General features: G+C 71.8%; 12 protein-coding genes. 7 read left to right on the top strand and 5 right to left on the bottom strand.

Features of this window, described 5'->3' with window-relative positions; all coding sequences use genetic code 11:
* The first annotated feature begins 246 nt into the window (after positions 1 to 246).
* From TR50_RS32900 to TR50_RS32880, 5 genes are all read left to right on the top strand, one after another.
* On the top strand, positions 247 to 3546 hold the full coding sequence (locus tag TR50_RS32900; protein WP_084701373.1) for a lectin: 3300 nt from the start codon (positions 247 to 249) through the stop codon (positions 3544 to 3546).
* Positions 3547 to 3692: 146 nt separating this feature from the next.
* Positions 3693 to 4268, top strand: coding sequence for a TetR/AcrR family transcriptional regulator (locus TR50_RS32895; RefSeq protein WP_042430916.1), 576 nt, complete (start codon positions 3693 to 3695; stop codon positions 4266 to 4268).
* Between the two features lie 121 nt (positions 4269 to 4389).
* A complete protein-coding gene (locus TR50_RS32890; RefSeq protein ID WP_042430912.1) occupies positions 4390 to 5319 on the top strand; it encodes an MBL fold metallo-hydrolase in 930 nt (309 codons plus the stop codon).
* Between the two features lie 172 nt (positions 5320 to 5491).
* Entirely contained in the window at positions 5492 to 5701 is a 210-nt protein-coding gene (locus TR50_RS32885; protein ID WP_042430909.1) for a hypothetical protein, read from the top strand.
* Positions 5688 to 7103 (top strand): amidase, encoded by a 1416-nt coding sequence (locus TR50_RS32880; RefSeq protein ID WP_042430906.1) that lies wholly within the window; start codon positions 5688 to 5690, stop codon positions 7101 to 7103. The genes TR50_RS32885 and TR50_RS32880 overlap by 14 nt, the downstream gene beginning before the upstream one ends.
* 72 nt (positions 7104 to 7175) lie before the next feature.
* Here TR50_RS32880 and TR50_RS32875 read toward each other — a convergent pair whose 3' ends face one another.
* A complete protein-coding gene (locus TR50_RS32875) occupies positions 7176 to 7550 on the bottom strand; it encodes a nuclear transport factor 2 family protein (RefSeq protein WP_042430905.1) in 375 nt (124 codons plus the stop codon).
* Positions 7551 to 7679: 129 nt separating this feature from the next.
* On the opposite strand from TR50_RS32875, the gene TR50_RS32870 reads away from it, so the two are divergent.
* Positions 7680 to 8498, top strand: a complete 819-nt coding sequence (locus tag TR50_RS32870; protein WP_042430904.1) for a MerR family transcriptional regulator — start codon at positions 7680 to 7682, stop codon at positions 8496 to 8498.
* A gap of 25 nt (positions 8499 to 8523) precedes the next feature.
* On the opposite strand, the gene TR50_RS32865 is transcribed toward TR50_RS32870, so the two are convergent.
* The 4 genes from TR50_RS32865 to TR50_RS32850 all read right to left on the bottom strand — a co-directional run bounded on the left by TR50_RS32865 (position 8524) and on the right by TR50_RS32850 (position 12856).
* Complete coding sequence (locus TR50_RS32865) at positions 8524 to 9516, bottom strand: D-2-hydroxyacid dehydrogenase family protein (RefSeq protein ID WP_042430901.1); 993 nt, start codon at positions 9514 to 9516, stop codon at positions 8524 to 8526.
* Between the two features lie 239 nt (positions 9517 to 9755).
* Positions 9756 to 10451 (bottom strand): DNA-3-methyladenine glycosylase family protein, encoded by a 696-nt coding sequence (locus TR50_RS32860; RefSeq protein ID WP_052441629.1) that lies wholly within the window; start codon positions 10449 to 10451, stop codon positions 9756 to 9758.
* A gap of 182 nt (positions 10452 to 10633) precedes the next feature.
* Positions 10634 to 11452, bottom strand: coding sequence for an aldo/keto reductase (locus TR50_RS32855; RefSeq protein ID WP_042430898.1), 819 nt, complete (start codon positions 11450 to 11452; stop codon positions 10634 to 10636).
* 777 nt (positions 11453 to 12229) lie between these two features.
* The gene (locus tag TR50_RS32850; RefSeq protein WP_042430894.1) at positions 12230 to 12856 is read right to left on the bottom strand and encodes a class I SAM-dependent methyltransferase; all 627 of its coding nucleotides are present in this window, start codon (positions 12854 to 12856) and stop codon (positions 12230 to 12232) included.
* Positions 12857 to 13248: 392 nt separating this feature from the next.
* On the opposite strand from TR50_RS32850, the gene TR50_RS32845 reads away from it, so the two are divergent.
* Positions 13249 to 13578 carry a TfoX/Sxy family protein gene (locus tag TR50_RS32845; RefSeq protein ID WP_042430891.1) on the top strand — a complete coding sequence of 110 codons (330 nt, stop codon included), beginning with the start codon at positions 13249 to 13251 and terminating at the stop codon, positions 13576 to 13578.
* Positions 13579 to 13899: the final 321 nt, after the last annotated feature.

The raw sequence follows: 13899 nt of genomic DNA, 5'->3' as shown, positions 1-13899 counted from the left end.
TGCGGAAGCGGCCGAACCCGACACGACAACGTTATCAGTGCGACCTCCCAGGCCCTCAGAAGCTGTGTCAGGCCGCCCCCTGGAAGAGGTCGCCTGCGAGCTCGGTGAGCAGTGTTGTGCGGACTGTCTTGACAGTTTGTGCGGGTGGAGTGACGCTCCGTCCACAGTTTCGTTGTTGATGACAACGTTGTCAGTTGTCAGACCCCTGGCCCTGTCATGAGTTGACGCACCAGAAGGGACTCCGAGATGGGAAACCCAAGCGGAAGGCACCGGGGCGCCTTAGCCCTGCTGGCGGCCGGGTTGCTGCTGGCGACCGCCGCCCCCGCGTCGGCGCAGGCGCGGCCGGCGCAGCACTCCCGTGCGGCGCTGGTCACCGCGCCGGCCTCGCTCGTCAACCCGTTCATCGGCACATCGAACTCCGCCGACGACTTTCCCGGAGCCGACACGCCGTTCGGCATGGTGCAGTGGAGTCCTGACACTCCGTCACGGCCCGACGGCGGCGGCTACGAGTACAAGGACTCCTCGATCACCGGGTTCAGCCTCACCCATATCGCGGGCCCCGGCTGCGGCGCGGCCGGCGACATCCCCGTCCTGCCCACCGTCGGCACCGTCTCCACCAGTGCCACGGACGCGTTCTCCCACGCCAACGAGTCCGCCTCTCCCGGCTCCTACTCGGTGTCGCTGAGCAACGGCGTGAAGACCGAGCTCACCGCCACGACCCGCAGCGGCATGGCCCGCTTCACCTTTCCGGCCACCACACAGGCCAATCTGGTCTTCAAACTGGCCGGCAGTCAGAACGGCGACTCCAACACCCAGTTCACGGTCGTGAACAACCAGGAGGTGAGCGGGCAGGTCACCAGCGGCAACTTCTGCGGCGGCGGCAACAGCTACACGGTCTACTTCGACATGGTCTTCGATCAGCCGTTCACCTCCAACGGCACGCAGGCGGTCAAGGCCACGCCGCCCCCGTCGGCAGGCGCCCGCCCAGGCCAGAGCCAGCCCGAACAGCGGAACAGACCGACCCTCCACGGCGCCGCGCCAAGAAGATCCAGCGCCGCCACCCCGCAGACGGCCGCCAACGACGGCTACATCACGTTCAACACCACCGGTACCCAGGTCGTCCAGGCCAAGGTCGGCGTCTCCTACGTCTCCACCGCGAACGCCGTCGCCAACCGCACGGCCGAGAACCCCGGATGGAACTTCAGCGGCACCGAGAGCAGCGCCCAGCAGGCATGGAACGCCCTGCTCGGCCGGGTCGCCGTCGCGGGCGGCACGGCCGCCCAGCAGACGGTCTTCTACACCGCGCTCTACCACTCGCTGCTCCACCCCAACGTCATCAGCGACACCAACGGCCAGTACGACGGCTTCGACGCCAAGACCCACGTCGTCGACTCCGGCCACAGCGCCGCCTACGCCAACTACTCGGGCTGGGACGTCTACCGCTCGCAAGCCCAACTCGAGGCCCTGATCGACCCGCAGGCCGCCTCGGACACCGCCCAGTCGATGGTCGACGACTACGCCCAGACCGGCCGGTTCCCCAAGTGGTCCGAGGACAACGGCGAGACGTACGTGATGGTCGGCGACCCAGCCGACGCCATCCTCGCCGACTACCACGCCTTCGGGGCGACCGCCTTCGACAGCGCGACCGCGCTGACGGACATGGTCGCGGAGGCGACCAACGCCAACAACAACCGCCCCGGCCTCACCTACCTGGAGCAGCTCGGCTACCTGCCCAGTGACGGAAGCTACGGCTGCTGCAACTTCTACGGCCCCGCGTCCACCACGCTCGAGTACGACAGCGCGGACTTCGCCGTCTCCGCCCTGGCCGGCGCGCTCGGCGACACCACCGACCAGACCGCCTTCGCGAACAGGGCGCAGGACTGGCGCAACCTGTTCCACACCGGTACGGGATTCATCCAGCCACGCGACAAGTCCGGCTCGTGGACCGGGGGATTCTCCGCGACCTCCGGCAGCAACTTCGTCGAAGGCGACGCCTGGCAGTACACGCCGATGGTGCCGTTCAACCTGCACGGGCTCGCGACCGCGATGGGCGGCGACACGGCGATGGCGAACTACCTCACCACCGACCTGTCCTCGCTGACCGGCGCGAACGGCTACACCGACCTCGGCAACGAGCCCAGCCTGGACATCCCCTGGGAGTACGACTACATCGGCCGGCCCTACCTCACCCAGCAGGTCGTGCGGCAGGTCCAGGACCAGATCTGGACCGACGCCCCCTCGGGCCTGGCCGGCAACGACGACCTCGGCGAGATGAGCTCCTGGTACGTGTGGTCGGCCCTGGGCATGTACCCGGAGACGCCCGGCACGTCCGACCTGGCGCTCGGCAGCCCCCTGTTCACCCAGGCCGTCGTCACCCTTCCCAGCGGCAACACCCTGACGCTCAACGGCCAGGGCGCCGCCGACAACGCCCCCTACGTCCAGTCGGCCACCTGGAACGGCTCCGCGTGGAACAGCGCGGCCGCACCCACCGGCAGCATCACCAGCGGCGGCACGCTGACCTTCACCCTGGGCACCTCCGCGAACACCGCCTGGGCCGCCGCCGCATCCGCCGCACCGCCCTCCTACCCGGGCTCGCCCGGCTACGGCAACACGGGCGTATCGGCGGACTCCGCCTCCTCCTCGGCCGACTTCGACGGAAGCGGCTACAGCTACTCCGCCACCGCCCTGTCCTCCGCGGGAGTCAACCCGGGCTCCACGGTCAGCGCCGCCGGAACCACCTTCACCTGGCCCGCCCCCGCGGCCGGGCAGCCCGACAACTACACCGCCAACGGCCAGACCGTCCCGGCCTCGGGCTCGGGCGCGATCTCCTTCCTCGGGTCCGCCAACAACGGCCCCTCCAGCGGCACCGCCACCGTCGACTACACCGACGGCACCAGCCAGTCCGTGGCTGTCTCCCTCTCCGACTGGACCCTGAACGGCGGCTCGGCCACGCCACTTGCCGGCAACACCACCGCCGTGACCACCACCTACCGCAACCACGCCGGCGCCTCCACCGACCCGGCGAAGACCTACGTCTTCGCCACCGCGCCCGTGGACCTGGCCTCCGGCAAGACGGTCACCGACGTCCGCCTGCCCTCCGACACCTCCAGCGGCGCCCTGCACGTCTTCGCGATCGGATTCACCGGCGCGACTGCCGCGCCGACCGGGGCGATCGTCTCGGGCGTGGCGTCGAACCTGTGCGCCGACGACAACAACGGCGCCGCGTCCAACGGCAACCGGATCCAGATCTGGGGTTGCAACGGCACCGCCGCCCAGCAGTGGACGGTCGAGTCGGACGGCACCCTGCGGGTGGTCGGCGGATGCCTCGACGCCAAGTCCAGCGGCACCGCCAACGGCACCGTGATCCAGTGGTACACCTGCAACGGCACAGGCGCACAGCAGTGGAAAGCGGGCACGAGCAACTCGCTGGTCAACCCCGAGTCCGGCAAATGCCTCGACGACCCCGGATCCTCCACCTCACCCGGGACCGGGCTCCAGCTCTACACCTGCAACGGCACCGGAGCCCAGAACTGGACACTGCCCTGACGCGTCGGTCCGGGCCCTGACACGGCCCGGGCCCTGACGAGGTCCAGCAGCACGTGAACCACCTGATGTGGCCGTCCGGGGCAACGGCGGACGGCCACACCGCACGGTCCGGCCCAGACGCATTTTCTTCGCATTAAGCTGTGCGCATGAGTGCCCGAGCGACCACACGCCCCGGCGGGCGCAGCGCCCGCGTCCAGCAGTCCGTGCACCAGGCCGTCCGCGATCTGGAGGCGGAGGTGGGGCGGGACGCGCTCACCGTGCCGCTGATCGCCGCGCGCGCGGGAGTGACGCCGTCGACCGTCTACCGGCGCTGGGGGGACCTGCGGGAACTGCTGTCCGACGTGGCCGTCGAGCGGCTGCGCCCCGACGGCGCGCCGACCGACCACGGCAGCCTGCGGGCGGACCTCGAGGCCTGGGCGGTGCAGTTCGCGGAGGAGATGTCCTCGACGGCGGGCCGCACCTACATCCGTGACGCCCTGCTGGGCGACCCCGAACACGGCAACGCGGTTCGCTGCTCCGACTACGCCGCCGAGCAGTTGAAGGCCATCGGCGTGCGCGCGGCCGGGCGCGGGGAGGCCGTCCCCGATGTGGAGTCCCTGCTGGACGCCGTCGTGGCCCCGCTGATGTACCGCATCCTGTTCCGCCCCTCGGACCTGACGGCCGCCTACACCGACCGCCTGGTGGCGACGGCGCTCGGACGGAGCTCCACTCCCTTCGCCTAAAAGCTAAGCGTTTGCGTTTTGGTGGTCGCGGGCCTAGTGTCTCCTCCTAAGGCAAAGAATTTGCTTTTAGATGCGAGAGCTGCCCTTCCGTGCCGGCCCGCCCATCCGAAAGGACCCACCGATGAGCACTGCGACACCCGAGGCCGCTTTCCACGCAAGCGCCCGATGGAGCCTCGGTGACATCGCCGTCCACCGCGTCGACGAGATCGAACTGCCGCGGCAGACGGGACCCTGGCTGCTGCCGCACGCCACCAAGGAGGTACTGGACGAGGCACCGTGGCTGCGGCCCGACTTCGCCGACGCCGACGTCCCCCGCCTGGCGAGCCACAGCTTCGCGGTGGAGGCGGGCGGGCTGCGGATCGTCGTCGACACCGGCATCGGCAACGCCAAGCCCCGCGCCAACCCGGCCTGGAACGGGCTCGACACCGACTTCCCGCAGCGCCTGGCGGCGGCCGGCTTCCCGCCCGAGTCCGTGGACCTGGTGATCACCACGCACCTGCACACCGACCACGTCGGCTGGAACACCCGGCTCGCCGGAGAGGACTGGGTTCCCGCCTTCCCGCGCGCCCGGTACCTCACCAGTCGCACGGAGTGGGACCACTGGGCCGCCGCCGACCTGGACGAGGCGCGCGCCCAGATGTTCCGCGACTCCGTCCACCCCGTCCGCGACGCAGGGCAGTACGACCTCGTGGACGTGCCCGAGCACGGGCACGAGGTCGCGCCGGGCGTCCTCCTGGTCCCCGCGCCGGGCCACACCCCGGGACAGGTCGCCGTCGAACTGCGCGGCAGCGACCGCCGCGCGCTGATCACCGGCGACAGCATCCACCACCCCGTGCAGCTGTCCCACCCCCACGTGCACAGCTGCGTCGACATCGACTCCGCCGAGGCCGTCCGCACCCGCGCCCGGCTGCTCGAGGGCCTGGCGGACACCGACGCGCTGCTCATGGGCACCCACTTTCCGCGGCCCACGGCCGGCACCGTCCGCCGGACGAACGGCCGCTACCGGCTCCTCGCCGAGCCCGGCGTCGACATCCCGGCCACCGCGGCCTGAGCGCGCGACGGGCCGGCCGCCGAGCCTTGACCGCGCGACGGGCTCGGTTCCGCCGCTCTCGCAGGGCTTGCGAGCCATCGCGGCCTCCGGCGCCAACCAAAGCAAATCCTTAGCCTTTCTTTGGTCGGTGGTTGCCGCGCCGATCCGAACGACACCGACAGGGAGAACACCTGTGTCCGCCGTCGAACTCACCCCAGCGGAGGCCGCCCGCTGGGCGGCGCGCGCCGGACTCGTGCTGCCGGCCGAGCGCCACGCCGCGGTCGCCGCGGTCGCCGACCACATCCACCGCGTCGTCGCGGTCCTGCGCGAGCTGGACCTCGCGGACGTCCCGCCCGCCGCCGCGTACCGGGCCGGACAGGAGGAGCACGATGCAGCCGCATGAACTGTCCCTTGCGGAGGCCGCCGACGCGATACGTGCCCGGCGACTGTCCCCGGTGGAACTGGTCGACTCCGTCCTCGGCCGCGTCGAGGAGGCGGAGCCGCACCTCGGCGCCTACGTCACGGTCGCCGCGGAGCAGGCCCGCCGGGCGGCGGCCGAGGCCGAACACGAGGTCGCGCAAGGCTGTTACCGGGGACCGCTGCACGGCATCCCGATGGCGCTCAAGGACCTGATCGACGTCAGCGGGATGCCCACCACGGCCAGCTCCCGCGTCCGCGCCGGCCATCGTGCGACAGCGGACAGCGCGGTCGCCGCGCGCCTGGGCGCAGCCGGTGCGATCCTGCTCGGCAAGACCCACACCCACGAGTTCGCCTTCGGCCTGACCACCCCGCAGACCCGCAACGCCTGGGATCCGGGGCGCGTCGCCGGCGGCTCCAGCGGGGGCTCCGCGGTCGCCGTCGCGTCAGGCACCGCGACCTTCGCCCTCGGCACCGACACCGGCGGGTCCATCCGGGTGCCCGCCGCACTCAACGGGGTCGTCGGCCTCAAGCCGACCTACGGTCTCGTCCCGCGCCACGGCGTCACCTCCCTGTCGTGGTCGCTCGACCACGTCGGCCCCATCACCCGCACCGTCGAGGACGCGGCCCTGGTGCTGACCGCGCTGGCGGGACACGACCCGCGCGACCCCGCGTCCCTGTCCGCGCCCGCCGCGGACTACCGGCCCGGTCCCGCCACCGACCTGACGGGGCTACGCGTCGGCCTGCCGCGCACCTACTACTTCGACCACGTCCACCCGCAGGTGGAGGCCGCCGTCCGGAGCGCCGTCGCACAGTTGGAAGCCCTGGGCGCACAGCTCGTCGAGGTCGACATCCCGATGACCCGCTACATCCAGGCCACCCAGTGGGGCCTGATGGTGCCGGAGGCCGGCTCCTACCACGAAGGCAGCCTGCGCACCGTCCCCGAGCGGTACCAGGAGGACGTCCGCATCCTGTTGGAGGCAAGCGAGTTGATGAGCGCCGGTGACTACCTGCGCGCTCAACGCGCCCGCACGCTCATGCGCGCCGAGTGGGCACGGATGCTGGAGCGGGTCGACGTGATCGCCGCCCCCACCGTCCCGATGCCCGCGGTCCGGGCCGACGAGCAGACGGTCACCTGGCCCGACGGCACGACCGAGAGCGTCTCCGACGCCTACGTGCGCCTCTGCGCCCCCGCCAACATCACCGGAGTGCCCGCCCTGACCGTTCCGGTCGGCCACGACGCGGCGGGCATGCCCATCGGCCTCCAACTGCTCGGCCGGCCCCTCGATGAGCCCACCCTCCTGCGAGTGGGCCACGCCTACCAGCAGACCCGGCCAGGGCCGCGGGGGCACACTGTCAGGTCCCGAGTGAGTTCGCCCAGTCCCTGAGGTCGGCCGGCGCCTTGACCGGCCCATCGTGAGTCGGGCCTGCTTCGTGCCCGCTCGCGCGATGTTCCGCTCTCAGTAGGGGGAGGGTTGGTTGTGCACGATGACGAGCGAGGTGATCTTGCCGTCGGCGATCGTGAGGTAGTTGGTGAGCACCAGTTCGTCGGGCAGGTTGGTCTTGTCGTACTCGCCGTCGTAGCGCGCCCGCACGATCGTCAGGTCGCCGTGCCGGGAGAGCTCTGTCACGTCCATGGTGACCTTGTCACCGACGATCTCGCGGTCCAGCCAGGCACGGATCGAGCCGGGGTCGGCGAATTCGCGGCTGGCGTCGTTGACCACGGCGTCGGCGGCGAAGGTGGCCATGACGGCGTCGACGTCGAAGGCGTTGACCGCCTCGACGTAGGTGGCGACGGCCCGGGGCAGTGCTGCGGTCAGGGCGTTCGTGTCCATGGCGACTCTCCTCGTGAGGCATCGGCGCCGTGCGGCGCCCACTGCCGACCCTGGGCCCTCCCCCCGCCGGAGGCTCAAGCGCGGATCCCGGTTGGACCCTCCGGCAGGGGGAGGGTTGACACTGGTGCCATGCACACCGGCATGACGGTCGGCGAGTTCTCCCGTGCGACCCATCTGAGCATCAAGACCCTGCGGCACTACCACGACGTCGGTCTGCTCGCACCGGCTGCTGTCGACCCGGGCAGCGGCTACCGGTACTACTCACCGGACCAGGTGCCCACCGCGCAGGTGATCGTGCGTCTGCGGAACCTCGACATGCCAGTGCCGGAGGTGAAGGCGGTGCTGGCTACCGCAGATACGAGCACCCGCAACGAGCTGATCGCCGCGCACCTCGCCCGTCTGGAGGACCGGCTGGCGCAGGCACAGAGCGCCGTCGAATCACTGCGCGCCCTGCTGGCCCGGCCCGCGCACGGGTCGACCATCGAATACCGCACCCTCCGCCGACAGGCGGCGATCGGGATCCGCGAGGTCGTCGACCGACAGGACCTCGCCGGCTGGTGGCAGGGCGCGCTGGGCGAGCTGCACGGCTTCACCACGGCCCGCGCGCTGCACACCACCGGCCCGATGGGCGGTCTCTTCGCGAACGCGCTGCTCGAAGAGGAGCGCGGCGAGGCGCTCGTGTTCGTCCCGGTCGACGGCGACGTGCGGCCGGTCGGCCGCATCGACACCGTCGTGGTGCCCGGTGGGGAACTCGCGGTCGCGGTCCACCGCGGGACCCTGCAGACCATCGATCTCACCTACGGCGACCTGGGCACGCACGTCGCGCGCCACGAGATCGGCGTCGACGGCCCACTGCGCGAGTTCTACCTGCGCAGCCCCCTCGACGTGACCGACGAGAGCGCGCTGGTCACCGAAGTGGGCTGGCCCGTCTTCCGCGCCGACGGCTAGCAGGCGGCCGCCGGCTGGACACCCGTCAGCCGCTGGCAGGCGGCTGGCGGCCTGGTCCCTGAGTCCGGGGACCAGGCGGCGTCAGAGTCCGCAGCGGGCTGCCGGCGGACCAGGCCGCGATGTCCTCGACCGCGTCCCGGTAGAACACCTCGAACAGATCCCGGGCCACATATCCGATGTGCGGGGTCAGGACGGTGTTGGGCGCCGAGCGCAGGGGATGCTCCGCGGGCAGCGGTTCGCGGTCGAAGACGTCCAGCGCCGCGGCCGCGATCCAGTTCTCGTTCAGGGCGCGAAGCAGCGCGGCCTCGTCGATCAGCGGCCCCCGTGAGGTGTTGACCAGGATCGACGACGCCTTCATCAGGCGCAGCTCGCCGGCGCCGACGATCCCGCGGGTCCGCTCGCTGAGCCGCAGGTGGATGCTGAGGACGTCCGATCCGGCGAACAGCTCCTCACACGACACGTACCGCACCCCCTTGGCCTGGGCATCCTCGGGCCGCAGGTTCTGGCTCCAGGCGACGACCTCCATGCCGAAGGCATGGCCGACCTTGGCGACCCGGGTGCCGATGCTGCCGAGCCCCAGAATGCCGAGGGTCGTGCGGTTCAGGCTCGTGCCCAGCCCCACCTGCCAGCCGCCCTGGCGGACCGATTCGGCGCTCTGCGGGATCAGCCGGGCGGCGGCGAGGATCAGCGCCCAGGTCAGCTCGACGGTGGGCTGCGGGAAGTACCGCGTGCTGGTGACGGTGATGTCCAGGCGCCGGGCGGCGTCGAGGTCGATCGCCGCGTTGCCCGGGCCGGTGGTGACCAGCAGGGCCAACTTCGGCAGCCGGCTCAGCACCGATGCCGGGAACGGGGTCCGCTCGCGCATCGCCACGACCACGTCGTACCCGGACAGCGCGGTGACGACCGCCTCCTCGTCCGGGAGCGGCTCGGTGAAGACGTCGACCTGGGCGCCGAGGGAGTCCCAGTCCGCCAGACCCCGGGCGACCCTCAGGTAGTCGTCCAGCACGGCGATCTTCATGGCTGGTGGTCCGTTGCCATCATGCTCCATCCGATCGGTCACCCGGACATGGCCATCCTCACCCGCGGCGCCCGGCCGCGACATCCCCTGTACGCGTGAGCCGCGCGCGCCGCGTGGGCTGCAGCCCGGTCCGGGCTTCGGCGGCCGGTGCCTCGCGCCCCCACCTTCGGCGCGGAACCAAGTTCTGTGCCTGCGCCCCTCGAGCAGGTCCCGGACCGGCACTGTTGCTTCCTCGCCCTTCACTCGCTGCGCGCGGGGCCGCGTTCCCGGTCCGGCCGCGGGTCCCGCCGTTCCGGGGCCGCGACCGGCACCGCCCACAGGTACAGGCAGCTGCGGGAGCGGTAGGGACGCCAAGCTGCCGCGATCTCGTCCACGGCCTTCGCGGACGGCAGCCGGCCGAGGCGGTAGGCGACTTCGACGCCCTTGCGGATGCCGAGGTCGCCCGAGAGCATGACGTCCGACCGGTGGAGGCGGAACATCATGAACACGCCAGCGGTCCAGGGCCCGATCCCGGGCACCGACGTCAGCGCCTGCAGGACCTCCTCGTCCGGCAGGCGCGGCAGCCGGTCCAGGTCCAGCACCCCGTCGTGGACGCGGCCCGCGAGCGCGCGCAGCGTGCGCTCCTTCGCGTGGGACAGGCCCACCGTCGTGCGCAAGTCCTCGCCCGCGTGCAGCAGTTCGCCGGCCGCCGGCATCCGGCCGCCGAAGTAGCGCAGCAGCCGGTCGAAGATGGCGCCGGCCGCGGCGGCGGACACCTGCTGCCGCACGACCGCCGCCGTCAGAGCCCCGAGCAGGTCGTCCGGCACCGCCACGACGGGCGGACTGATCGGGCCGAGCTCATGGACCAGGCGCGCCATCACCTTGTCGGAGCCGACCAGGTGCGCGTCGGGCTCGTCGTACGGCGCTCCGCTTCGGTACGTCCCACTCGCCTTCATGCCCGACATGTTCCACTGATCCGACGCCCCGCTCGAAGCGCCGCGCCCTCCAGCTCAGCCCCGAGGACGTCGCCGAACAGACGATGAAGGCGCCGGCCGACAACCGGTCGGAGGTCCTGCCCGACGACAGGACGCGGCGGACGAAGGCGTCGCTGATCCACAAGACAGGCCCTGGCACCGGCCTACCACCAGGGATGTTCGTTCGCCGCCGTCGTACCGCCGGTGCGGTCGAGTGCATCCAGGCGCGCGAGATCCTCGTCGGAGAGCTCGAAGTCGAAGATCTGCCGGTTGGCGTCGATCCGGTCGCGGTGCGTCGACTTGGCGACCACCGGGACGCCCCGCTGAACGCACCAGCGCAGCAGGACCTGGGCGGGCGAGCAGGCGAGCCGCGCGGCGACAGCGCCGACGGTCGGATCCGACAGCAGCCTGCCGGTGCCGAGCGGACTGTACGCCTCGAGGGCCACGTCCCGTTGCCGGCAGGCTTCAAGAAGGCCCCGGCGGTAGGCGGTGGGGTTGAAGTGCACCTGGTTCACCACCGGCATCACCTGCGCGGTCTGCGCCAGGCTCTCCAGTTCCGCCGCGCTGAAGTTCGACACGCCGATCGAGCGGGCGTAGCCGCGTTCCCGTGCCCGTTCCATGCCGGGCCATGCCCAGGTGGGCCCGCCTTGCGGCCAGTGGATGATGTACAGGTCGACGAAATCGAGGCCGAGTCGGCGCAGGCTCTGCTCGATCGCGGCCACCGGATCATCACCGCTCGGCAGGAACTTGGTGGTGACGAAGACCTTGTCCCGGTCGACGCCGCTGTCCTTCAGGGCCGTGCCGACGCTCCGCTCGTTCCTGTAGGCCTGCGCGGTGTCGATGTGCGTGTATCCGAGCTCGAGTGCCCACCTGACGGCGTTGACGCATTCGGGCCCGTCGGGCACCTGCCAGACACCGAGCCCGAGCAGCGGGATCTCGGCGCCGTCGGCGAGCCTCGTGGTCGGGTTCCTGTCGGTGGACATCCTCGCTCCTCTCGCGCGGGCCCGGCACGCGCGCCCGCCACTGGCTTTAGGCCTCGCGTCGGCCGTCGCGGTCTCCCTGCCAACGGCGAGCCTGACGCGCAGCCTGGCCCGGCACAACAGTCCTGCGTTCCGTGTCGGCGGTCTCTCACCTGTTCGGACGCCCGCCCCGTCGCGCAGAGCTGAGGCGGCCCCGAGCGCTCCCCACTGTGAGGTCGACGGCCCGGTGGCTCCCCATCAGGTGACCACGGGCGGGGATCCGGAACCGACCGCTGACACGGCGGTTCGCCGGACGTCGTCCGCCCAGGTGAGCAGGTACAGGCGCGGCCGCCCGTGCTCCTCTCACCGGTCCCGTGCGGCGAGCGCCTCGTCGCCGAGGCGGCGCGGCCCGCGCTGGTCGAGCGTCACCGTGCCCGCACCGAGGGCTGACAGGGGGCCCGGCCCGTGCCCGGGCCGGTCGTCCTCACCGGCACGCACGTGGCCCTGACGCGGGGCGCGGCCGGCTCCACTGTGCGTCGGCGTCGGCGTCGGTGTCGGCGTCGCTCGGCGCGCAGCTCGGGCGCCGCCTACTTCCGCAGCGGCGACGCGGAATTGGGGCTCCGTCCCGGCTCGGGGCGGCCCTCCGGCAGCCCGCCGGGCCGGGCAGCCGCGTGCGGGGGACCGGGGCGGATCGCGTCGGCCGAACGGATCCGGAGGGGATCCGGTCGGTTCGACCGAGAGCCGGTCCGGCGGCACCGGATGGATCCCTCCCTCGGGAGTTCGGCCCGTTCCGGGCATCTGTCAGCCGGGGGACACCGCGATCCCGAGCGAGTCGGCACCCATCGGTTTCGGTGCGCCCTTCTCGTAGAAGACGTCGAGGTCGGTGATGACGAAGCCCGCTGCGGTCAGCATGTCGACCACGGGCCGGGTGAGGTGGCAGCCGTCCATGAGTCGCTGTTCCAGCGGGTCGAGGCGGTGCTGCCAGCGGCGCACGCTCTCGTCGTCCGCGGGGGCCAGGCCGTGTTCGAGGAAGTGGAGCGTCCCTCCGGGTTTGAGGACGCGGCGCACCTCACGCAGGGCGGCGTCGGCGTCCGGGATGGTGCACAGGGCCCAGGTCGACAGGGCGGCGTCGAAACTGTCGTCCGCGAACGGCAGCGCCTGGCCGTCCAGGCCTGCGCGCTCCACGTGGACGCGGGTCGCCGCGAGGCGCTTGCCGGCCAGCTTCCAACCCACGTCGGAGGGATCGATCGCCTCCACGCGCGTGACGGCCTCCGGATAGAAGGGGACGTTCAGACCGGAGCCGAAGCCGATCTCCAGGACATCGCCCTCCAAGCCCTCGCAGACCCGGCGCCGCAGATGCTGGGCTTCCTTGACTCCGCACACCACGTTGATGATCCGCGGGACGACCTGCTCGGAATAGAACCCCATGGCAGCCTCCGTCCTTCCCGGCCAGTCTCGCACCTGGTCCGGCCCGGTACCAGGGCCTGCCGCGGGCCGAAGGCCCCGGCGTCGTCCCCGCGCGGCTGCGGCCCCGGGGCTGCCGTCGAAGCCCGGCCGGGTCGGCACGACCCCGTGGGCGTGCTGGGCCGGAGGCGGCGAAACCGGCCGGCCGGCCACTGGCGCATCGCAGGGCGACATGCGCGCTGCCCGTCGCCGACGGACGCTGGAGGAAGCAGTCGTCTGCCGCGCGGCCGAGCCGGGAGGCCGGAACCATGAGATCCGTGCAGCAGATCATCGAGCACGCGACGTGCAGGACTGAGACCTGCCGCGGGCGCCTGGAGCACCAGGTGCGGCGACCCAGGGGAGGGTGAGGAGGACCCGTGGCATTCGACGAAGGACTGGCGGAGAGGATCCGGGACAGGCTGGGAACGGAACCGGGAGTCACCGAGAAGCGGATGTTCGGCGGGTTGTCGTTCCTCTTCCAGGGCAACCTGGCCGTCGGAGTGATCGGCGACGAACTGATCGTCAGAGTGGGTCCCGAGTCCACCACAGCCGCCCTTGCGCGCCCCGGGGCGCGGCTCTTCGACTTCACCGGGCGCCCGATGCGCGGTTGGGTCGTCGTGGAGGCGTCTGCCCTGTCGGAAGACGAAGTCCTGGCGGACTGGGTCGACCGGGGCTGCTCCTTCGCGTCGAGCCTGCCGCCCAAGTAGCACCTGCTCCGGCCCACGGCGCCGACAGCTTCCCGCGTCGGGCCGTGGAACGCGGGGGAACCCCGCAGGCGGGCAGTGGGCCCCGGTCGCACGCCGGGGCCCACTTCTCCGGTGGGCGGTGCCGCATCCTCGGTCCCGCCGTCAGTGCGGGCGGGGCAGGTCAGGAATGACACCGGCCTCGCCCGGGAACGCCCCGTCGGGAGCAGCCCCGGGCGGAATCGAGTCCGGAGGGCGGGAGCGAAGCCGTGGTCGCTGCGGTCGACACGGCCCAGGAGTATCGCCAGGGCGCCGTGCGGGCAGCGGACGGCCCTCGGTCAGAAT

This window comes from Streptacidiphilus anmyonensis (genome assembly GCF_000787855.1).
Classification (GTDB): Bacteria; Actinomycetota; Actinomycetes; order Streptomycetales; family Streptomycetaceae; genus Streptacidiphilus; species Streptacidiphilus anmyonensis.
This window is presented reverse-complemented; position numbering and strand designations above follow the sequence as displayed.

Bases quoted from the DNA above. Each gene is read 5' to 3' on its own strand.
- TR50_RS32850 (WP_042430894.1), bottom strand. From the start codon at position 12,856: ATGGGGTTCTATTCCGAGCAGGTCGTCCCGCGGATCATCAACGTGGTG.
- TR50_RS32875 (WP_042430905.1), bottom strand. From the start codon at position 7,550: ATGGACACGAACGCCCTGACCGCAGCACTGCCCCGGGCCGTCGCCACC.
- TR50_RS32880 (WP_042430906.1), top strand. From the start codon at position 5,688: ATGCAGCCGCATGAACTGTCCCTTGCGGAGGCCGCCGACGCGATACGT.
- TR50_RS32855 (WP_042430898.1), bottom strand. From the start codon at position 11,452: ATGTCCACCGACAGGAACCCGACCACGAGGCTCGCCGACGGCGCCGAG.
- TR50_RS32860 (WP_052441629.1), bottom strand. From the start codon at position 10,451: ATGAAGGCGAGTGGGACGTACCGAAGCGGAGCGCCGTACGACGAGCCC.
- TR50_RS32900 (WP_084701373.1), top strand. From the start codon at position 247: ATGGGAAACCCAAGCGGAAGGCACCGGGGCGCCTTAGCCCTGCTGGCG.
- TR50_RS32895 (WP_042430916.1), top strand. From the start codon at position 3,693: ATGAGTGCCCGAGCGACCACACGCCCCGGCGGGCGCAGCGCCCGCGTC.
- TR50_RS32865 (WP_042430901.1), bottom strand. From the start codon at position 9,516: ATGAAGATCGCCGTGCTGGACGACTACCTGAGGGTCGCCCGGGGTCTG.
- TR50_RS32890 (WP_042430912.1), top strand. From the start codon at position 4,390: ATGAGCACTGCGACACCCGAGGCCGCTTTCCACGCAAGCGCCCGATGG.
- TR50_RS32870 (WP_042430904.1), top strand. From the start codon at position 7,680: ATGCACACCGGCATGACGGTCGGCGAGTTCTCCCGTGCGACCCATCTG.